The 21,337-nt window shown below is 37.4% G+C and carries 19 protein-coding genes; 1 reads left to right on the forward strand and 18 read right to left on the reverse strand.

Going from position 1 to position 21,337, the window contains the following annotated elements; genetic code table 11:
• Nucleotides 1–57: 57 nt before the first annotated feature.
• The 8 genes from A6J31_RS07925 to A6J31_RS07960 form a co-directional block, all read right to left on the reverse strand.
• The gene (locus tag A6J31_RS07925; protein WP_073949510.1) at nt 58–849 is read right to left on the reverse strand and encodes a ParA family protein; all 792 of its coding nucleotides are present in this window, start codon (nt 847–849) and stop codon (nt 58–60) included.
• A 587-nt stretch (nt 850–1,436) separates the two neighbouring features.
• A complete protein-coding gene (locus A6J31_RS07930) occupies nt 1,437–2,021 on the reverse strand; it encodes a recombinase family protein (protein WP_080610894.1) in 585 nt (194 codons plus the stop codon).
• Nucleotides 2,022–2,109: 88 nt separating this feature from the next.
• Complete coding sequence (locus tag A6J31_RS07935; RefSeq protein WP_142390726.1) at nt 2,110–2,907, reverse strand: hypothetical protein; 798 nt, start codon at nt 2,905–2,907, stop codon at nt 2,110–2,112.
• Nucleotides 2,908–2,956: 49 nt separating this feature from the next.
• Nucleotides 2,957–4,597, reverse strand: coding sequence for a helical hairpin domain-containing protein (locus A6J31_RS07940; RefSeq protein ID WP_080610898.1), 1,641 nt, complete (start codon nt 4,595–4,597; stop codon nt 2,957–2,959).
• A complete protein-coding gene (locus A6J31_RS07945; RefSeq protein WP_080610900.1) occupies nt 4,560–4,934 on the reverse strand; it encodes a plasmid mobilization protein in 375 nt (124 codons plus the stop codon). The genes A6J31_RS07940 and A6J31_RS07945 overlap by 38 nt, the downstream gene beginning before the upstream one ends.
• A gap of 446 nt (nt 4,935–5,380) precedes the next feature.
• The gene (locus tag A6J31_RS07950; RefSeq protein WP_080610902.1) at nt 5,381–5,683 is read right to left on the reverse strand and encodes a hypothetical protein; all 303 of its coding nucleotides are present in this window, start codon (nt 5,681–5,683) and stop codon (nt 5,381–5,383) included.
• A 78-nt stretch (nt 5,684–5,761) separates the two neighbouring features.
• Nucleotides 5,762–8,995 carry a PBECR4 domain-containing protein gene (locus tag A6J31_RS07955; protein WP_080610904.1) on the reverse strand — a complete coding sequence of 1,078 codons (3,234 nt, stop codon included), beginning with the start codon at nt 8,993–8,995 and terminating at the stop codon, nt 5,762–5,764.
• Nucleotides 8,996–9,010: 15 nt separating this feature from the next.
• Nucleotides 9,011–10,756: a DNA topoisomerase gene (locus A6J31_RS07960; RefSeq protein WP_080610906.1), complete on the reverse strand. Its 1,746-nt coding sequence runs from the start codon at nt 10,754–10,756 to the stop codon at nt 9,011–9,013.
• A 166-nt stretch (nt 10,757–10,922) separates the two neighbouring features.
• Here A6J31_RS07960 and A6J31_RS07965 point away from each other — a divergent pair, with 166 nt between their 5' ends.
• The gene (locus A6J31_RS07965; RefSeq protein ID WP_080610908.1) at nt 10,923–11,873 is read left to right on the forward strand and encodes a hypothetical protein; all 951 of its coding nucleotides are present in this window, start codon (nt 10,923–10,925) and stop codon (nt 11,871–11,873) included.
• Here A6J31_RS07965 and A6J31_RS07970 read toward each other — a convergent pair.
• The 10 genes from A6J31_RS07970 to A6J31_RS08010 form a co-directional block, all read right to left on the reverse strand.
• Nucleotides 11,859–12,137 (reverse strand): hypothetical protein, encoded by a 279-nt coding sequence (locus A6J31_RS07970; RefSeq protein ID WP_080610910.1) that lies wholly within the window; start codon nt 12,135–12,137, stop codon nt 11,859–11,861. The two genes, A6J31_RS07965 and A6J31_RS07970, sit on opposite strands and share 15 nt — an antisense overlap.
• An 11-nt stretch (nt 12,138–12,148) precedes the next feature.
• Complete coding sequence (locus A6J31_RS07975; RefSeq protein ID WP_080610912.1) at nt 12,149–13,318, reverse strand: JAB domain-containing protein; 1,170 nt, start codon at nt 13,316–13,318, stop codon at nt 12,149–12,151.
• Nucleotides 13,319–13,391: 73 nt separating this feature from the next.
• Nucleotides 13,392–13,547, reverse strand: coding sequence for a hypothetical protein (locus tag A6J31_RS11560; protein WP_156921844.1), 156 nt, complete (start codon nt 13,545–13,547; stop codon nt 13,392–13,394).
• 33 nt (nt 13,548–13,580) lie between these two features.
• The gene (locus tag A6J31_RS07980; RefSeq protein ID WP_080610914.1) at nt 13,581–15,581 is read right to left on the reverse strand and encodes a VirD4-like conjugal transfer protein, CD1115 family; all 2,001 of its coding nucleotides are present in this window, start codon (nt 15,579–15,581) and stop codon (nt 13,581–13,583) included.
• 9 nt (nt 15,582–15,590) lie between these two features.
• Entirely contained in the window at nt 15,591–16,115 is a 525-nt protein-coding gene (locus tag A6J31_RS07985) for a DUF3801 domain-containing protein (RefSeq protein WP_080610916.1), read from the reverse strand.
• A 12-nt stretch (nt 16,116–16,127) separates the two neighbouring features.
• Nucleotides 16,128–17,036 carry a hypothetical protein gene (locus A6J31_RS07990; RefSeq protein ID WP_080610918.1) on the reverse strand — a complete coding sequence of 303 codons (909 nt, stop codon included), beginning with the start codon at nt 17,034–17,036 and terminating at the stop codon, nt 16,128–16,130.
• Nucleotides 17,037–17,038: 2 nt separating this feature from the next.
• Nucleotides 17,039–17,308 (reverse strand): hypothetical protein, encoded by a 270-nt coding sequence (locus tag A6J31_RS07995; RefSeq protein ID WP_080610920.1) that lies wholly within the window; start codon nt 17,306–17,308, stop codon nt 17,039–17,041.
• Between the two features lie 15 nt (nt 17,309–17,323).
• Nucleotides 17,324–17,842: a hypothetical protein gene (locus A6J31_RS08000; RefSeq protein ID WP_080610923.1), complete on the reverse strand. Its 519-nt coding sequence runs from the start codon at nt 17,840–17,842 to the stop codon at nt 17,324–17,326.
• A 4-nt stretch (nt 17,843–17,846) separates the two neighbouring features.
• The gene (locus tag A6J31_RS08005) at nt 17,847–18,530 is read right to left on the reverse strand and encodes a hypothetical protein (RefSeq protein ID WP_048788334.1); all 684 of its coding nucleotides are present in this window, start codon (nt 18,528–18,530) and stop codon (nt 17,847–17,849) included.
• 24 nt (nt 18,531–18,554) lie between these two features.
• Complete coding sequence (locus A6J31_RS08010; RefSeq protein ID WP_080610925.1) at nt 18,555–21,329, reverse strand: phage tail tip lysozyme; 2,775 nt, start codon at nt 21,327–21,329, stop codon at nt 18,555–18,557.
• Between the last annotated feature and the right edge of the window lie 8 nt (nt 21,330–21,337).

Genomic DNA, 21,337 nt, shown 5'->3' on the forward strand with positions numbered 1-21,337 from the left:
ATATCCCTTTCCTAGAAATAATTATATTTGTGTTTATGTTTATATTTATGTTTATATTTATAGTTTAGCAGTAATTTCTTCAAAAGTCACGTCAAGATCATCAAAGAATTTTTTATTATGTTGATAAATCACCTTATCTTCTTTCATCTCAGGAAGGGAAACCTTATCCATCGTTGAACGGTTAAAAAGTTCTTTTTGTGGAATAAATCCAATAACATCATCTTCTTCAGCTAGTGCTTCTATCAACTCCTTAGAAGATTTTGTGTTGTGTTTAATCATGTTGCCGACAAAGAATAGGTTAGCTGTCACAAAACTTTCTCTGGTTTTAAAATCAAAAGTCTCAGCCTTCAGCTCTTCCATACGCTCCTTGAGATTAAACTTAGCATGATAACCGTGTTCAGAAGGAATAACAGGACTTATAACCGCATGACTAACAATTACCGCATTTCTAGTTGCTGTCGAAAAGTCAGGGTGACAATCAATTATAATATAATCGTATTGTCCTAAATTCTTACTTTCATAGTTATCCTCTAACCACATGTAAAGTAGCATATCTTTATAAGACTTTGTTTCAAGATCTTTTTCAATATTATCCAGACGAATATAACCAGGGATAAGGTCTACATTATTTTTAATATGATGAATGGTCACGTCACCCTTTTGTCTGAAGATATTTGCGACGGTACCTTCAGACTCAAAAGTATTATAGGTTTGAGTTAAATTACATTGATGATCGAGATCAATAAAAAGAACAGATTTTCCTTTCCTAGCTAGATCCTCTCCCCAATTATAAGCCAAAGTAGTTTTCCCTACACCACCTTTAATAGCAGCTAATGTCACGATTTTCATTTGGATACTCCTTTTAATTCGATTAACTATACTATTATTATATCATTATAAATATATTTGTCAACATAAATATATTTATAATTATGTTGATTATTAGTTATTCTAATATATATAAAAAAACGCAGGATAACTCCTGCGCTCTACTACGTTACGTTGAAATTCCATAACGTTTCCATGAACCGATTGAGGTACATGGAACAAGTAATTCTGATACTGTTATTATACTAAAACCTTAGTAATTTGTCAACAAAATATAAATATAATTATGTATATAAATATATTTATATTTGCTTGTTGTTCTAATAAACTCTTACGCTTTCCGTTATTCATGTCTGGAACAGTTCCATTCTTCCCCTCTTTTCGTTTTCAGTTTACCACGCAAGCGTGGTTTATCACTGACGAAAAGGAGGTGATAGCATGGAACAAGTAATTCTGATTTTAGTCCTCATGTATTTGTTAATACATGAAAATAGCGACTAACGGAAAGCATAACCCCCAAGCTCACGAGCTTGGGGGTTCCTAAAGGGATAGCAAGACGATTATATTTCTTTTACTGCTAGAAAATAGAAACGCAACTTATAGAAAAATTATCTTACTATGTTGTACTTCTCTCTGTATCTTCTGAAGGTTCTTTCATTGATCCCAGTCATAGATGCTACATCTTTATCTGAATAGCCCGACAAGTACAAATCAAATGCGTGCTTAAGTCGTTCATCATCTTCCGTAAATAATGCTTTTCTACCCGTGTACTTTCCTTGAGCTTTTGCTAGAGCAATTCCCTGGGCTTGACGTTCCTTAATACGTTCTCTTTCTGCCTGTGCCTGGTATTTGTATATTTCCAAGATCAGGTTGTTAAGCAGCCTTCTTAAATTGTCATCCTCAATCCCTCTAAGAGTTGGAAGGTTTAAAACTTCCAGAGTTGCCCCCTTCTCTTGAATATAGTTCATTATAAACGTTAGATCCTTGTTATTACGGCCTAGTCTTTCCAACTCAGTTACAACAACAATATCACCTTCACGAATAAAATCTAGTAAGGTTTTAAGCTGCGGACGTTCTTTATTCGCTCCACTTGCAGCCTCTTTAAATATCTTTTCTGTATCTTTCAGTTGTTCAAGCTGTCGGTCTAAATTCTGATCGATTGTACTTACTCTAGCGTAACCAATTCTTGCCATTTTGTCCTCCTTGTTTTGCCTAACCCTATTGTCCGTTTATCAAAGCCTATCATAGCAATAAAATAAAAAAAGGACAATAGGCTACAGCCTACTGTCCTTCTATTTTTTGTTGTGACCCCATATATCTAACCTTTACCTGATAATAGTCATAACCGTCTTTATAAAAGTGAGGAGTGTTTTCTTTTTTTAAAGGGTCTATCCGAAATTCTGATAATATTGTCAACTTTCGTCTATTCCTTTCAAACATATCACCATAAGACAACATCAACTCAATAAAGATAGTATTATAGTCTTCATCTTTTTTCAAAAATAAAAATTTTGGGAAAGTCACAATTATATCAACTCGATCATCTACTAAGAGTTCATCACCTAAGGAAAGCGGCAAACTTGTGCCAATATATAAATGACTTTCCTCATCCCAACTAACGTCCTCTATTTTTGCTGAGTCTAGGGAAACTGCCGTTGCCTCCCCTCTACCCTTATTTTTTATAATCATATGAAATTCTGTGTTTTCATTGTATTGATAATAGTACGGATCCTTCAAATCTCCTTGATCAAATTCATTTATTGAATAACTAGGTGGAAACAGAATAGGAACTTCTCGCCTCCCAATAAAATCCTTACATTCCGTTGGAACAGAATCAATTTTCAGGATAGGCTTATATTTGATCTCGTCATCACTCATTGATTGTCGTGTTTGATAATTCAAGGTCATAACAACACCTACTAAGGTTATTAGTGTTCCAAAAATTGATGCATAAAACGACAACAATTCTCCTAAAGATAGTCCTCCAAGAAAAGTATCTAAAAGTAAGGGGGTAATAAACGAAAACACAGTCAATAAAGCAATCAAAACAATCGTTTTTTTCAAATTTGTATTATTCATTATGTTATTATACCCCATTCAGTTTTCAATTCCTATTGAATGATATATTTTAAAGCTGTTGTTTCTTCTCTTTGTTTTGATGCTGCTGTTTCTCTTGCTCAATTGTTTTGTATTTGGTTAAGTTAGCTACTACCGTATCACGTTTTTCTTTAAGAGCAGCTCTTTCTAACTGTACTTCTTCCAAGACTTTCTTCATTTGATAAGGGTCTGTATTCTTATCAATATGGTTTTTCTCAAGTATCTCTTCAGCAACCTCTACATTAGCCAACTGGCCTTGATAAGTTGATAAAGCTCCAATAATTTTGTTAGCTTCTGAAAGACGGTCATCTAAACGGTCCAACTCAAAGTCGGTTTCTTCTAATTGTTCCAGGAGTTTATTTTCCAGGTCTTCGTATTGTTGTGAGTTAGTGACATTGTTATCTGATAAAAAGTTCAATTCATCCACCAGGCGGTCCAACTTAGAAATGTATTTGTTTTTCTTAAGCAAGAGGTCACCACTCTTTTGTGAGAGTTGCTTCATAACAGTTCCACCTGTGATATAGCGGTTTTGACTTGAGTGGTCAGGATTGAGAAAGTAAAAGAAATCTTTTTGTTTAACGTAAGCTGTGAAAGTTCCGTCTTCGTTCTGATCTAGCATCCGTGCAGGTATTTTGATTTGACCTTTTTGGTCAATACCAAAATCAACTGTTACAAAGATACCTTGTGAGGTCACTTCATCAACTTGCCACTCTTCGATATCTAACTTATACTCAAAGTCTTCCTCTTTTTGTTCTTGCTCTTCCTGGTACATTGCAGCAACATCTTCTTTGGAATAAACAACTTCATTCTTTGCTAAAGCCTTCTTAATCTCCTCTAAAGAATATTTTCCTTTTTTGGAAAGTGTACGATCACGGGTAAACTTTTGTTGCCCCTTGTCATCTAAACGATACTTAACATACTTACCTGAGAAATCAACGGTTACATTTAGTTTCTTTGCTTTTTCCTTGAAATCTTCCAGGGAAAGAGAGTGCCTCAATAAAAAGTCAAGACGTTCTTTTATTTCAACCTTATAGACGTTTTGTCTTCTCCAGGCAGAATATTTTGTATAGCTATTATTTAGTTTTGGTTCAATAACTTTAGCACCTGCAATCTCTGCATACTTATCTGAAATTGCTGCTAAAGTTTGTTTTGTATTTTTCTTCCATTGGAATTTTTTCAGGGTAACGGTATTGGTAGTGTTTAAAATAATATGGTTGTGTAAGTGTCCTTTATCCAAGTGTGTTGCAATAACAAACTGATACTGTCCACCCGTCAATTCCATAACAGTTTTGCGACCTATCTCATGAACCTCTTCTGGGGTTAAATTATCCTCAGGTGAAAAAGATTGAATAATATGGTGTGCTAAAACTTTTTTAGGGTCATGTAGATCAGATTGATAGGCGTTCAATCCAGAACGGCCATTAAAAATATCTGCACTTTCTTTCATCAAAACAAAGTCGTCAAATATATTTTCTGCATCAGACTCATCAGTAAGATTGTGACCACTGACTAGACGTTTACACAAAGTCCCGTCAATAAGCTCCATAGGAAATGAATCTTGTTCTAAAGTGTTTGTCTCTGCTTTCAACGTCTTTGCATCTTGTGTGATATAGTTGATAGACCTCTTTAGGTTCTCAGTCTTTTTGATTTGGAGTACTTTCGTAATTGGCATTTTCTTTCAATAAATTCCCTTCTCTAAACTCAGTCATGATAACCTTGTTCATTTCTTTTATCTCTTGACGTAACATCTCAAAGGCTTCGGGTTCAACTGTTCCTGTTTCATGAATGTATCTAACAATTTGGTTGACGTTACGCCCAATAGCATTAACTTCTTGACGTAGTTGCATAAGTTCGGAATAGTCATAGTTATTAACTTCCCCATTAAGTGCTAACTCTAATAGAAATTGTTGGCGACTTTTTCTTGATTGATCTACACGTTTTTTTAATTCTTTAACCTCTTTAGGGTTTAGTCGTAGTTTGCATTCTATGTATCTTTCACGCTTTACCATTTGTTACATCCTTTCATGTTTGCCTATTTTTTTAGCTAGTATTTTGTGACTTAAACCTAAATAAAACCATTCTTCATTATTTGCTTATTGTAAAAATAATCCAATTTTTTCTACTTTGGTTATGCCGAATCTATGGATATAGAGTGCTGGACAAACCCCATGATATAGGGGTATACTTTCTATCTGGCAAGCATAGTATGTGGGGCCCCACATACTGAAATAAAAAAGAAATCGCTCGAACCAGGCCTCTATTTTAGGCCCTGTTTTTGCGATACTTTTTTAATCTTGGGGAAGACCCCAAACCCCTGATTTTGTCGCTTGCGCTCTCTTTAATGAGTGACACTTTTCCAAACTGTACTCTCTTTTTAAGTGTGCAGTTTTACAACTTGCACACTTTGACAATATGGACATCTTTTTAAGATGACCATTTAAAATATATTTCCCATTTAAGAACCAGGTTCAAACTCAAGGATATCTTGCTTGAGTTTGGTATATTCATCATCGGTCATATTTTCAAGAGCTGTTATAGTTAGTGTAAGATTTTCGGCGAAATCTTCACCCCCATCTTCAAAGCCGTTTTGTTTAAAATCGTCTAGGTCAGCTTGTATGATTTTAACTAGTGCTGCTTTAGGTCTACGAACATTCATAGCATTAAGTGTCTTTTGACCTTGGATAAAATCTTCCATATCAAGAAGATAATCCATTAGTGTCATTTCAACAGTTGTTTCTTGTTCTTTAGTAATCGTCATCTTTCTCTTCCTCTCTTCTTTCAATTTGTGTCAGTGTTTTTGTTCTGTCCCTTCTTGTTAAGGAATTCTTGCGGGACATTACATTTGAATTCCTTGTGATTTTTTTGGGGCTTCGTCTTCTTCTGCAGTTTTTCCGTTAGTGCGCTTTTTTGCTTGTGCTAGGCTATCATAGAAGGTATTTTCTTTAGTTGATACCTTATCACGGCTAACAACCTTATCTTCTGATAATTTTTGGTATTTGGTCATAGCGTGATCAATACGCTCAATCAAACTAGCGCTTTCTTTTTGAACAATCTCTAGTTGAGCAGTCAAACTTTCCAAACCACCTTCGGCAACAGCCCATGAAGCTAGATAACCAAAACTTCGCTCTATACCCATATCAATACCTAGGTGTCTTGAAACGACATAGGCAACTGACTCAGCTTGTAATTCACCAGTCGAATATTTAAGGTCAGGATAATTTTCAGCAATCGTTTTGTCATTGTGTAATTCTGAGTGAGCCATTTCATGAATGAGTGTTCCTATAACTTGTGCAGGTTGTCGTTTTGCCTGGTTAGAAATAACAATCTCATTTCTTTTTGTATCATAAAAGCCACCTACACCTGGTTCTGTTTGGTCAAAACGAATTGGAACACCATTGCTTTGTGAGATTTCTTTCAGACTACGATACATATTGTTATAGTCTTCTTTGCTGAGTGGTGTTGTAGCATCCCCACTCATGCTTGGAATATCTAATGTTTTTCCTTCTTGTGGTGTTACTTGAGACACATCAAATACAGGGACACTTTTAAAAATCAATCGCTTAAGTTCTTCACCTGTTTCAGGATCAATTTTAGGGTTCCCGTATATATCTTTGATTGTTACTTTAACAGGTGCCTGAATATAAATAGCCTTTTGTCCTTTAACAGAACCACCACGCTTCTTCCATTGATTGAAAGAGGCAACCAATGTTGCTTGAGGAAGTTGTGCTTTTATTAGTTGGATATTTCTAGGAGAATAATTGTTAAAGTCGGCCATACCGTTGAGGAATTCTTTGTAATTGTCCGAATTAAAATAGGACTTAATTCCTTCTTTCAAATGCTCGTTAAGAGCCTTGATATCATTATTCTTAATCATGTTGGTTACAGTCATATCACGTTGCTGCTTAGTGTAGCTATTATCAGAAGCGCTAAGTGGGTCAGTGCCTTCTGCGACCTCTTGACCATCAGGTACTCCATCACCATCTGAGTCAGGAGAATAAGGGTTAGTACCTCTTGCAATTTCTACTTCATCACTTAAACCGTCACCATCTGAGTCGAGTGTTGCTAATGATTGTTCTCGCTTAATTGCTTGTGATTTAGACTGTATCGGACTAAAATCATTGTTATTCATGATATCTAACATCTCTTTACCACCATCCTTGATATAATGCTTGTTAATAGAAAGCGTATCAATTTGTTCTCCTTTCTTACGATAAACCCCCAAAATAGCCCTCTCTTCAGCTATTTCATCCATTTGTAAATTTAGGGTTTTACCAGGCTTCATCAAAGAAGCAGGGAACGTTTCGCCATCATCTGTCCTAAATGCAAGTACCAAATCGCTATCTTCTGTACGGATTGCCTTTGATACATCCAACCTATGGAACTTTTCAATATCACTTACATCATTGAAATAGAAAGAACTTGAGTCAATTATAGCTTTAAGGTCAGGCATAATTTGAAGTTTTGAGAATGCAGCCCCTTTATTAGCAAGATAGATATTGTCAAAGTGTCCTTGACCTTGAACAATATTGTCTAGGGCTATGCTAGAGGTGATACCTTGCTTGATAAGATAAATACCTGTTAAGTGCATAAAATGCTCTTTTTCAAAGGTGATCTCAATAGACTTAACTTCATCCTTATCTTTGACAAAATAAGTTACTTTACTTCCTGCAAGTGTTTCATCATACCACTTGGCCACTTCTTGAAGCTGTTGTGCATAGCGGTTTAATTTACGTAATTCCTTGCTACTAATAGGGTGATAGTGTGGTTTATAAATTGACTTTGGTTCTTCAGGTATGGTAAAATTAAGTAAAGGTTGAGACTGAGTTTGAGTCGGTGACGACTCATTCAACGGTTGCGGTTCATCCGCTTCAGGTAGAGGTGCTGCCTCCTGGTTTCCAGGTAAATCCCCGAATGCGTTCTCAGCCTTTTTTGTATGCTCCTGAGTCTTCTCAGGGGCTTTTTTATCGAGTTGGATAAGTCCTTTTTCAGCTTTTAGATAGTCGTTCCAGTCGTTTTTCTTTTGCCCCTCTGCAAGTGGGGGAATATCGACTTTAACAGGAATATTCATATCTTGAAATTTTTCTTTTATAAATTTTCGGCCTGCTTCGTCATTATCTACGGCTAGAGTGATTAAACCATCTTCCAAGCGTTTAGAAACGTTATCAAGCATATACAGACGATCAATAAGCTGTCCTAGCTCCCTTCTGTTGTCCTTTAGGACTTGTGACGGGCGATTGGGTCCAGTTGGGTCAGAAGATGCCATATCAGCCACATAACGGCTCACAGTGGCCTTTTTAAGCCCATCCATAGCAACAAGTCTGACATCTTTCAGACTTTCCTTGTGGACCTCGTAATAGCTCATAAGGTCAATAGGAGCTTCTGCAAAGACCAAGCGTTTAGGTTGGCCAATATCAAGTGTTAAACCCATCATCCCGTCAGAGTGAGTCATGATTTTTTTCAAGCGCCCTCGTTCGTGAATATCGGGATGATTTTCAATTCCCTGGAGTGTTGCTCCTTTAAGCGAACCATCTACATCAAGAGACTTAAAAACTATTACAGGCTCAATCAAATCTCCTGTCTTATGATTAGCTTGAGCCAAGACTCCTGCTTTTAAAAAGAGGTCTATCGTTTCATCTGATAGCCCTCTTTCATTTTTTAGATAATCACGTCCCAGGTCAAAGTTTTTTGACTCAAAACGCTTAAGATAATAGTTAAATGGTTCTCTTTCTGGTAGAGGTTCGACTTCAATTGTTTCAAACTCTCCTGTAATTAGGTAGTTGACAGCTTCTTTGAAATTTGGACGTTTTCCAGTGTTTAATTCTTGAATAACTTGTACCAGGTTAATAGTGTCACCACCTGTTTCTTGAGACCACCATCTAAAAGTGTTTCGATCTGGATAGAGCTTCAAAGAGTCGTGCTCTTCCCAATGATAGACGTTTCCACGTTCTGGAATAAGTTTCATTCCAAGACCTTCAGCAACAGCTAGAATATCTTTAGCCTTCGCTTCGTCACGTTGTTTGTTTGATAATAGGTTTGATAGTGCTTGTCCTCGTTCTGCTGCATTTGACATAGGTTAATTTCCTTTCTATCCGATTTCTTTCCCTCGTTCAATTTGTTTTGTTATGGCCAGTCTCACTTTGGCCACAAAGTCCTCTTTTTTCATTTTCCCTTCACCTATCTTGGCCAGTGCTGTTTCCCATTTACCAGTTGTTTCAGGATTGGTATAAGCTATATTGAGCTTATCCAAATAATGAATTAGCAATATTCCTCGGTCAGTTGGGAATAATTGACCACTCTTTTTGTCCTTTGTGATATACCCTTTATCCTGGACAGACTTAATCATGGCATCCCGTGTGGCAGGTGTTCCCAAACTGTACTTAGGTAGCCATTTTTTCAAAAGGCTGTTTTCAGTGATACGTTGAGGAGGTTTTGTTGCATCTTCCTTCAATTGACGTTCTACGGCAATTTCTTGTCCCTCCTGGTATGGAGGTAAAACCTGTTCCTTACTTTGACTAGGAAGATAGACCTGCCAGCCTTTAGATAGAGTCACAGAGCCAGTCGTTTTAAACTCCTGTCCGTTATTATCTAGGGTAATACTTGTTGACGTGTACTCATAATCTGGCGCAAACATCAATAATGTTCTGAAGGTCACCATCTGATAAATTAGACGTTCTTCTTTTTCTAGTTCTTCCATATCTGGGATAATCTCAGTAGGAATAATAGCATAGTGTTCCACCACTTTTTTATCATTGACAAAAGACTTTCTAGGGCTTCTGTTTGGCGTTTCTATGGTTTTACCAATAGCTGCTTGATAGTCGTCAATATGTTCTACTAGGTAATCAAATTCATTAGTTGTGATAAGATTTGAGTTTGTCCGTGGATAGGACATATAACCTTTTTGATAGAGACTTTGGATGATGCTTTTTGTTCTATCAGCATCAAATTTATAGAGTTTAGACATTTCAGCTTGAATATCTGTAAGGTTATAGAGTTTAGGAGCTGTCTTTGATTTTTTCTCAGAAGATACCTGGGTAATTGTTGCCCTATCTGACAATAATTCTAGGGCTTTTACAGCTTCTGCTTCAGTTTCAAACTTGGCTTCATGAGAGAAAGCGACCTGGTTTGTCTGGTCAAATAATCGGAGTTGCCAAAATGGTTTTGAAACAAAATTCTCTATTTCCTCGTTATTTTTAACAATTAGCGAAACAATAGGGGTCTGTACTCGTCCGACCGTCATACCTTTGGACTTTTCAGGAATTAGTTCATGATCTCGCATCATAAGAGTTGTAAATGGACTCAAATTAAAACCTACTAGCCAGTCGGCTTCCCCTCGTGCTTCTGCTTCATGGTAATAGTTGACTGTTTCTTCAGGTCTTCTTAAGTTTCTAAATGCCATATCTAGCCCTTTTTGAGTTAGTGAGTTAGCCCATAAACGATAACTAACCTTTTTCAAACTACCTGGTATCTTGTTGAGAATATAATAGGCAATGGCTTCTCCTTCACGGTCTGGGTCCGTTCCAATCATAATACTGTCAACGGTCTTAATAGCATTCTTGATGGCGTTAAAATTCTTCTTGGTATTTTTTTTGATTTCAAAATCAAAATGGTCGGGGAACATTGGAAGTCGTTCTACGCTTTCCCAATTTTCAAAATTAGTCCAGGGGTTAGACCGTTCAACCAAGTGTCCAACTGCAGGACGGACAAGGACTTGGGCAGATAGTTGCTCGGAATAAACATCCCAACCAGTATCAGTCTTCTTTGGGGTTCCCAAAGCATTAGCATATTTTTTTGCCTGATCGGGCTTTTCTGCTAAGAGTAGTATTGTTCGCATCTTATTATTCCTTTCTAAATATATGTTATGCTAATAAGGTAAATTGGTTTGTCACCTTACTGAATCTTTTATAATTTTCCTTTATGATATAGCTATGTTATTTTTTTTATAAAAAAACAACATAATAAAGATATAATAATTAAACTACTAGAAAGAGGTAAATATCATGTCATATGAAAAAGCGTATAGCTTAGAAGCTAATATTGATTTAACACCCTTGGAGGCACACAGACGATCCATATTACCAACGGGAGATTTTAATAAACTATATGATAAGCGTGCCTTCCAGTGTGGCAGATTGTGCCCTTTTAAACTGACTTTGACTAATTTCGGTTTAGAGGATTATAACAAGACTCCTCATTTTACACCTGGAGCAAGAAATCAAGTTCACGATTGTCAAAACTGCGATGTAATCGTAAAAAATTACGAATTAAGGGAACTTGAAACTGAAAAGGAAAACCATGGATCATTTTACCGTGATAAGAATAAGATTATTATTGATGTCGATCTTGTCAAAGGAGATTTAGCTGTTATTTCACAACCTAGACAGAAAGAAAAAGAGCCCCAAATGTCTGGCTCCTTATCTAACTCCAAAACAAAGTCTAGAGAGTCCAAATATATTGATGACAAAACCTTTAAAATGCACATTAAGCAGCTGAAAGACCTAGTTCAATATTACTTGGATGAACAGGCAGGCGAACGATACACGTTTTTCAATAAAAATAATGAAGAGATAAACTTATCAAAGTATTTCATTGATCTAGCAGAAGCAGGACAAAGAAATATCAATCTTGAAGACGTCCATATCTACTTTGATAATGCTTCCGTACGATATATCAATTTTGAGGACAAACCTGAAAATGACTATTTCCTAGTGCAGTTCAAAAGTAAATGTACTTTGAATAATGTAACCGCCACTCCTACAATCACGATTAACAAAAAATCAGCTAGTCATCGTGGTGTTAAATATAAACTCGATATTTTAGAAAAAGCAGCTAAGGATGGACAACCATTAAGATTATTTTTCTTTGGTAGGTTCAAGAAACACCCCACAAAAGATTACATCAATCCTGCTGTTAAACATGTAGATATTCTAGATTATTTAGTTATCAGTTAAAATTTCAAAGTCCAACAATTCTTCATAAGTAAGTTCAATGATTTTGTATGAACCTATAAACCCAAAAGTTTGTAAAAAGTGACTCTCAACTACACTTTTAGCTTCTTCATAGCTAAAAAATGGTTGCGTATCGCAAAACTCATTTGACCAAGCTAAACTTCCGTTATCTTGTGGGACTAGCCAAACAGAGTTGCCCATATGAACTAGCATAAGTACAGCATAATATTTTTTATCTACTTTCTCGTTGGTTACTTGTGTTGACATCTTACTTCTCCTTAAATATTCCGCCCTTGTTTCTTTTTAGGACTATCTTGTAATTTTGCGCTTTGTTTCTCAAGAGTATCTGCAAGTTTTAACAAATACTTGTCTACCTCCCTTTCTTTAGCCATTGTAAGAAAGCTCGCTCCAGGGGTACGTTCTTGAGCTAATGACGTAACCCCTCTGCTTGATGCAATATAGTGATCGTATAGGCGCTTTTCAAATAATTCGCCAAGACGTCCTAGAGCTCTTGTAGTCTCTATGTCAGCTTTAGAAGCCCTTAATCCGCCAGAAGGATGATTATGACTAACAATAAAGCCCTTATTTTGGTCTTTATTGACTTGATCCATGACAAAAGCAAGGTCAACGACGGTATTACTATAGGCACCCATAAACATATCCTTAACACTGTTAATGTTCAATTGGTCATCATAAGTGATAACTGTGAAAACCTCCTGTCTATTCATAGTAGCTTTCATACATAATAACGACTCAATTTTTTGTTCATCATAATAAACATTTAAGCCCTCAAGTTCTTTTGCTACATAGTAGCCAACAAAATCACTTAGTTCGGATGCTGCTGTTAGCTCTTCAGGCAAGTCATAAATGCTATCATTTCCGATAATAAATTCTTTATAATCAGCAGTATGATCATAACCCATAAAATCAACAGTTTCATATTCCTCGGCTTCATGCGAATACATTCTTAGCGGAAGTATGCCTTCTTCACCATAAATTGATATTCTATCAAGACAGTTCCTAGCGGTATTTCCATAAACCCCTCTAATCAACCCAATATTACAATCAATATCTCTAATTACACCATCTTGATCTTGAGAAAAGATATTTGGGTGATCTACAATAGCGTAAGACTTAATGTCTGCCTTAAATGCAATATTAAGAACCTCTTTCTCAGACATGTCCCCAGAAATTTTTGCATAATATGTCGGGCTCCGTTGAGTCGAAAAACCAATAATATAGGCTTCATTCTCCCTTGGAATCAATTGCTCACTATTCACAAGTTTAAATAGAGCCTCATAATTAAAAACTTTTGGTGACTCATAGCTAATTTCTTGTTTCGCATAAGTCAGGAAATTCTGAAGGTCATCAACTCGTGGGTCATCGTTCGTTATCAGGTCATAAAGTTCTTGGGGGTTTGCAACGCCAAAGTAATCATATAAGCTCATTTATTATTCCTTCCATTTTTATGTAATAGAAAAAGCCAAGTCTTAATTGACCTGGCTTTTATCTTTAGTTAGACTAATAAAATTTATTTAAAAGTTCTTCCAACTCCTGGACAAGTGGATCAGTTGGATTGTTTTGCATATAGTCAATAAGTTCATCAAAGGTACTTACCCCTAAATCTTCCATCAGGCCCTTAAAACCTCGTGGTTTTTGTTTGATATCTTCAGTCATATAATCACCTCCGTTTCTTGTATTATATCACTATCAATCTTCATCCCATGCAAAAGGCAGAACATCTTCAGTTTCTTCTAGGTCGTCTTCTACGACTTTTTCATGATGAATTGGTAAGACGGTTTCTTGAAATGCACTCTCAGAGGCAATCTCAGCATTATCTTCAGAGGTCATTGCAGCTTGAGCTTGGTTAGTCTCTACTTCTTCGTTGCTTGCTTGAGCTTCATTTTTAGCAATTTCAGCTTCTAGTTCAGCAGTCAAATCAACGACTGTTTCATATTCGATAGTGGCCAAAAATTCTTCAATATCAGACCCATAGCGGATATAATCATACCAGTTTTTATCAGAAGGGCTATCTGCAAGCCAGTCTTTCATTGGGTGTAGATTTACACTTGTCTTCTTATCACGACAAACATTCTGCTTAGCAATAAAGACTAGGGCTTCATCAATACCGATACGTGCAACCTCGTCAGGTGTCATCAAATCACGGCCTTGGCGCTGGTGAGACGTGCTACTTGAGCCACCACGTCCACGGCTTTCAGAATAGTTCTGAATATCAATTGTTTGTTTCCCTGCACGCATTGAGAAATACTTCATGGTGTCTTCATCATTGGTACCTAGATAAAGCAGAGTCGCACAGTTATTTAAGATTGTTTTCCAGTCATCCTTATACAAGGCCTTTAGTTGGTTAATGGCTTGTAAAATAATCTTAATGGACATTTCACGGCTTCGCACAGAGGCCAAGACTTCATTGAAATTAGGAATACGGCCAATGTTGGCAAATTCGTCAATAATAAATTGAACATGAAGAAGGTCCTCATAGCTGTAACCTTCACGTCTTCCCTGGATAATTGCATCAGCACCGTGGGTTAATTCCTCAAACATGATTGCAAAGAATGTTGAAGCTAAGAAGTTGAAAGCCTTGTTTGTTTCTGGAATTGCAATGAAGACGGCCGTCTTTTGAGTATTCCATGTGTCGATATCCATTGAGTCGGTCTTAATCATATCAGTCACGGCTTGGTGGTCAAATACACTGTATTGTGCAGACATCACAGCAAGCACTGAGTTTCTTGTTTCTGCTTGAAAGTTTGCATTAAAAAGGTCCCATTGACGACAAGCATAGTTGCCAGGGAGTGCTTCTTCCAGCTCTTCAAACATTAGTTCTACAGGAGCAGGAACATCCTCCTCTTTGCGCTGCAAGTTACGCAAGAGATCCCCAATCATAGATAAGTTAGGTTCATATCCTCTAACCTGACTATCAAAATAGAGATAACCAATTAAGGCCCTGGTTAAAAGCAAGTTGGCTTGTACCCAGAAGTTTTCCCCCTGGGAATCTGATTTTTTAGTTCCTTCAATGATAGCTTCAGTTACTCGGTCTATATCTAGTTCTGAGTGCATATACTTGAAAGGGTTAAACGTATTTGAATTTGATAAAGTTACCAGGTCAAACACTTTAACTTGATAACCATGTTCTTCCAACATTGTACCCACTTCATGCACTAGCAACCCTTTAGGGTCAGTAACGACATAAGAACCGTTCATCTGCATCAGGTTAGGTTTAACATAAGTAAAGGTTTTACCATCACCAGGAAGACCACAAGCAAGAACATTCTTGTTTAGTTGCCACTCAAAGGGTAGGCGCTTGTTGTAAAGCCCCATCTTCACATTCTGAGTGAAAAGCATGTTATTTTCAGGCTCTTTGTCCTGAAACCCCTGAAGTTCTCTTGGAGTCGCAAAGCGGGCCGACCCTGCTTCTTCTCCTGATCTTAGATTTTTTGTGGTACTCATTTTACTATAAAGAACAAGAGCAATAAAGAAACCTATAGCCATTGCAGCAAACCCTAAAGGCTTGGAACTAAAGAGAAAATAAGGAGAGTTGAAATAGTTTGTTACTGTATACTCATAAGGCATAAATAAGTGTTCTGCCGTTACAGGTGGAGACATAGAAAAAAGTGTGTAGCCACGGTTTAAAGCTAGAGCAAAGATAAGCCCTAATACTGCAAATGGCCAGAATTTAGGTTTTTTATTTTGCATAAGCCCCTCCTAAACTGACTTCGTAGGCTTCTTAATTTTAGTTCCTACTGATTGTTTTGGCGCTGCTGCCTTATGTTTAGCAATTTGTTCTTGAGGTTTTAAGTCTTTAGGAGTCTTCTGAAGAGATTTAATTTGTTTTTTGTCGTTAATAATATCTTCTTTTACTCTTTCAAGAGCTGCTTGAAATTGTTTTTGATCTTTCGATTTAAACCAGTAGTTATAATTGCCATTTGCTAACTCTTCTGCATGAAATTGAATGCCATATTCTTTCAAATAGGCTTTTAACTTATCTAGGTTCATTTCATTATTTGAGAATTGCTTGTAATCTAATGTATCGCCTCTCTTCTTTAGGGCGTCTATAGATTTTTTCTCCCCAGGCATTGTCTCAATTTTTGATGAAACCATCTTGCGTATATCAGCAGCTCTATCTGCTAATGATTTTGCTAGAACGCAACTGATATTGTATAGGAGTCTGGCACTCATCCCCCCTTGATTTTTGAATTCTCTAATGACAGCTTCTTGATCTACAACCATTTTTCTTCTCCTTTATCCTGGATAATCTGACTCTTTTGGCAACTTAGTTACCTCATAGCCATACATAGCCTTTTTGGCTTTTTTTACAGTAAATTTGAAACGTGATGATTTAGTCTTATCATCTTTGTTATAACTAACAACGTAAGTCATTTCATAAGTCTGCTTATCTTTGGTTTGTGCCTTTTCAAGCAGGACCGCTGTTGTAGTCACCTTGTCAAAAGGTTTGTTAGAAACCTTTGAGCTAATGAAATTATCAAGGTCACTATTTGTAAGATATGCTCCAATAAAGTAGCGACTAAAAACATCTACTTCATGTTCATCTGACATATCACTAACAGTTGAAGTTTGTTTTGGTGTAGACTGTGTTGTTTTAATTGCTCCCGTTTTAAGACCTACTGCAATAGTGTGTGAAACACCTGCTCCATAGAGGGCTAAGAAGAGAACAACCAACCAAGCCACAATTTTACCAAAACTTACAATGTTAAGTTTGCTTCCTGTATAAGATGATGAAGGAACAACATTATTGCTAGTAGGAAGATTTGTTTTTGTGTCTGAAATAGGTGACACTTGTTCCACTTCATCGATATTCACTGGGTTACTCTCTTCTGGTTCTGATACTGATTGAGGAGGAACCTTTAGGGCTTGTTTAGGTTTCCGACGACTAAACAAGCCTCCTCCTTCAGCGGCTAAACCAAAGTCTTTCAGAGATTGTTCAAGATCGCCTTCCGTTGGGGGAATTTCTACAGTCTTCTCTTCTAGGACTTCATTTGTTTTAGCGTTTAAATGAGTTAATTTATAGCGCCCCATAGTGTTTGTGGCCAGGTGTCTTGTTTCAATTTGCTCCATTTCATAAAGAAATTGAGCACGATTTGCAAATTCACTAATTTTGTTTGTATTTAGGTTTGTAACTTGAAATGTCATTATCAATCACCCTCCTTGTAATTCTTAAGAGCAGCATCTAATTCTTCAGGACTCATATCATAACGCTTGATTACTTCAAGACGTGCTTCAACTTGGAGCTCTTCAACTTGCTTATTATAACCATCTAGGCGCTTCTGAATGTCAGCAAGCTGTTTCTCCGTCTTTGCTTTCAATTCTAAAGCCCTATCTAAGCGTTCTTGAATTGTTTTCTTTTTGCGTTTAGGTTTTTGTTCAGTTTGTTCTTCTTGTAGTTTTTCTTGATAGTCGTTCATTGTTTATATTTCCTTTCATTGTTTACGTTCAAGCATGATATTGCAGTTAGCAAAAACAGGATCATCAGCTAGTCCTTCTGGGTGAACATACTTATTATTAAATAAAAACTCATCGGCATCATAGTTTAATAAAACTGCACCGCCTTCATCTACATCTACTAGCAAACATTCAAGTTGATCGCAAGCCTGTTTTAGCCTGTTAGCTGTTCGTGGTTTTAACAAGCCACTGTTAGAAATGAGTACGCTCATCCTAATCACTGTGTTGTTTTCACTAAATTCCAATTTTGGTTCATTGTAGTCCAGATTATTGTCCTCCCACGCCTCTATAATGTAATCATAAAGACGTTCTAGCACTTTCTGCCCCTTAACAACCATATAAAGATTTGGACACTCACCTAGATACATCTCAAATTGGATATAACCAGTACCATAAGGAATTAAAGCCTGTACTCCTTCCCTGTTCTCATCCCTATACTGTTTCGGTAACGTTCTGGATAATTCATCAAGCCTTTGTTTAAAATCTTTAAATTCCATCTGATTATTCCTCGCTGTTTAAAGAGTCTGTAGAAGTTGGTGAAGTAGCGTTTCCGCTTCCGCTAGTACCAGTAGAAGCAGAGGCATTACTTCCAGAGCTTGAAGCACTCTCTAGTGTGCCATAGCTATTAGTAGTGTCTGTAACATTTGCTGAGTCTGTGACAATAAGGTAGCTCATGTTATTGACCTTAAACTTTTTACCATCTTTAGTAAATGTTAGGCGCAATGTATTTTTACTAGCAACATTCTTCTGAGCATCTTTATAGTCACCCTTATTTTTTAGGAGTGTATTTGTGTAGTTGATTGTGGCAATGGCCGTATTGTTCTTTTCATCAATAAAGATATCGGCTGATTTGAAAGCCTGGTCAACCACATAACCTTTATAAGTTTGATTAACGGGTTCGTTCTCCATATTGACAACAGACGTATATAGACCATCAGTCATAAAAGGTTTATAACGAGAACGGTTCTCCTCCAGGTCCTTCTTCGTATAATAAGCAATCAAGAATTTCCTGATATAGTCCTGGGTCAATTCTGTTCCTTCAGCAACTTTTTTTGTTTTAGGAGCTGACACTTTCTGTGTTGACTTTCCAATATGTCCAACACCGAACCCAATAACGAAGATCAGAACCACCACAATAGCAATTCCTACTCCTTTTAAAATTTTAACTTTGAATGTATCAATCATAATAGACCTTTCTTTCATTGTATTTTACTGTCCAGGAGGCATAGCGAAACTATAATAATTTGCATTATTGACAACCCTCCAGTGGACCTTATCTTGGACAAAAGTATAGTTAAGCTCAGAAATCAAGAATGAACCATCATCATTAACGTGCTCAACAAACATTACATGCCCATAGATACCTAAAGTACCGTCAAAGCCACCAGCAGTTGAACATACGGCCCCAACTTGAGGGGTTGAGGTAGTATGCCAACCGTTTTGAGCTACAAGGTTAGCAACCCAATCTTGACCGTTCCCAAGTTGTGGAGCTACATCAAGTCCCCAAGTTTCGTGGACTCGGTTCCAAACATAGAAGGTACACTGTCCTGCAGGGTAATTGTTTCCTGGGTAACCTGTCACAGTGTTGCTAGACGGTTGACCCCATTTTAGTTTTCCTTCATATTCACTAGGGAAGTCCCAAGAAGAGGCCTTAGTACCTCCTGGTCCTGAACCTGTTCCTGAGCTCTTAGGTGTTTGATGAAACCAGGTCAAAGCCTGTTTCGCAATCTTTTGACGTTCGCTGATTTTATCGCCTGGAACACCTTCCCATTGAGATAGAAAGCGACTTGTCAGGGTATCTACGTCATCATTGCTTGTCAATACGCTTTTTAGAATATTGATATAGTAAGGGTTATCTCCTTCAAGCATGAAACGGACTTGAGCATCAAGCGTGTACCATTTTTTGTCAATCTTCTTAGCATATTCAAGTAAGAGTGTGTGGCGTGTTGCGCCATCTGCTGTGTCTGTCCACTGACCTAGACCAAGTCCACGGTGAAGAATGTTTGGGAAACCTCCACCATAAATAGCAGGGCCTCCCATATTCAACCATTCCTCATTTTCCCATGAGTCAGCAGAAGCTCCGACAGGAGGGGAGAGATAGTCTCCTTCAGCACGTTTAGGCTCAATTTGAGACTCTACACCAAAGCACCCTGCCATTGCAGCAATTCCGTTGTCGGTTGCTTCAGGAAGGGACTTCTTGACTAAATCATAAAGTTGTTTTGCTCGTCCACTCATTTCACCTGCTGTCTCTGTCGTTGTCACTTGGGTATGTTGGCTGTAAGCAACAAAGGGAAAGTAAAAACCAGGATTGACGATTTGCCATTTATCAATCTTCTTCCCTTTTTTATCTACGTTACGGGTGAAGGTTCTGGCATCCTCATTATCTTCATCACGTTTCTCAAGATATTTGGCTTCGTCATAATACCGTTTGTCAGACTTATCACTGCTATCCAAAGTCTCTTTGCGTTTAGCATAGGCAATTTCTTGCCCATTACCTTGAACAGCCCCTAATTCAGTCCCCTCTTCAATCTTGTCTCCAGACTTAACACGAGCTCCTGAAACGTTATAGAAAATAAACTCTGCATCATCTGTATAGATAATGATATTAGTCTTCTGTTTCTTTTCTTCGCTTTCCTTCTTATCCTTTGGAAGGTTCGTTTTAAAGGTCTTTAGTGTAGATTTTCCAACCTCAATTTTTCCGTCCATAGGCGCATAAAGTTTTTGACCTGAAGAGGCCTTAATAGTCGTGTTATAGCTAAACTTATCTTTTGCTGTATAACCATAACGTTTTTCTATCATGACTCCTTCAGACTGACTTTTATCATCAGCAGCATTATACAGAGGGTTTTGAAGTTCTTGCATTCCAGGATATTTCCCTGACTCTTTTGCGTTTTCAAGAATTTCTTCATATTCTTCCCGATCAGACTTACTGAGTTTTGTCCACTCCTTACCGTTTGAGTAGACATCTTTCATTGTCTTCAGGTTGTTTGGGTCGTCGTTTTCCTGCTTCCAAATATCATCAAGAGCATCTGAGAAATGGTTTAGGCCAAATTTCCCTGCCCATTTGCCACCATTACCATCTTCCCACTTGGCAGATGGTTCCCATTCTCCTCCGTAACGGTAATTCATATATAGCAGAATTTCATCAATATCTGTGTAGTATTCAACCTTATCATTCGATTTTTTACGGTCTGTCTTAGATAATTGAACCCAAGAGTCATTTAAACTGAAATCTGTTTGTTGAACAATATTTGACGAGAATACACCAGTGACCATGACCACAAGTAACATTAAAGCTAGAATTACAGCAACCACCCAACCAACTGGGGTCGCAAAGAAAGCAATCGCTCCGTTGACAGCAGCAGCAGCAGCCTTAATAGCTAGCTGAGCCACTTGCAAGGCTCTTCTGGCTCCTTTGACACTTGCCTGAGCAGCACGCCTAGCATTCTTAGCAGTCCTTTTTGCGACTCTTCCCGCTGATTTCGTTGAACGTTTGGCAAAACGAGAGCCCTTAACAACACCTCTACCTGTTGCTTTAGATACTCTTCCGATACCTCTAGCACCTTTTTTGGCACTGCGAAGGGCATTTTTTGACGTTCTCGTATGCTTTACAATTTCTTCTAAATCTTCGTCTTGACTTAGACCTGATGAAATATAAGAAGTGACAGCACTTGTACCTGTGTGAGCAACAGCTCTTGTAATCTTCTTGGTATTTGTCGGGTTTGTCTTTTTAACTATCTTCTTTGTTTTACGAGCAATCCTTAAGTTTTCTTTACTCTTCTTCTTGAGTTTGAGAGCTTCAGCTCCCCCTCCTTCACGATAGTTCTTAGCAGCTTCCCGATAAGCGACCTTAGCTTTTTTATACTCTTTATTCGCACCTCGCTGTGCAATTCGGCCTCTATTGTTATTATGCCTTTGGACAGCCTGACTGATTTCTTGTTTTCTTTGAGAGTATCTACTTTTTGACGATTGATTATTACTCAAGAAATAAT

Origin of the sequence: Streptococcus sp. FDAARGOS_192, assembly GCF_002073815.2 — a bacterium.
In the GTDB taxonomy this organism is placed as follows: Bacteria; Bacillota; Bacilli; order Lactobacillales; family Streptococcaceae; genus Streptococcus; species Streptococcus salivarius_H.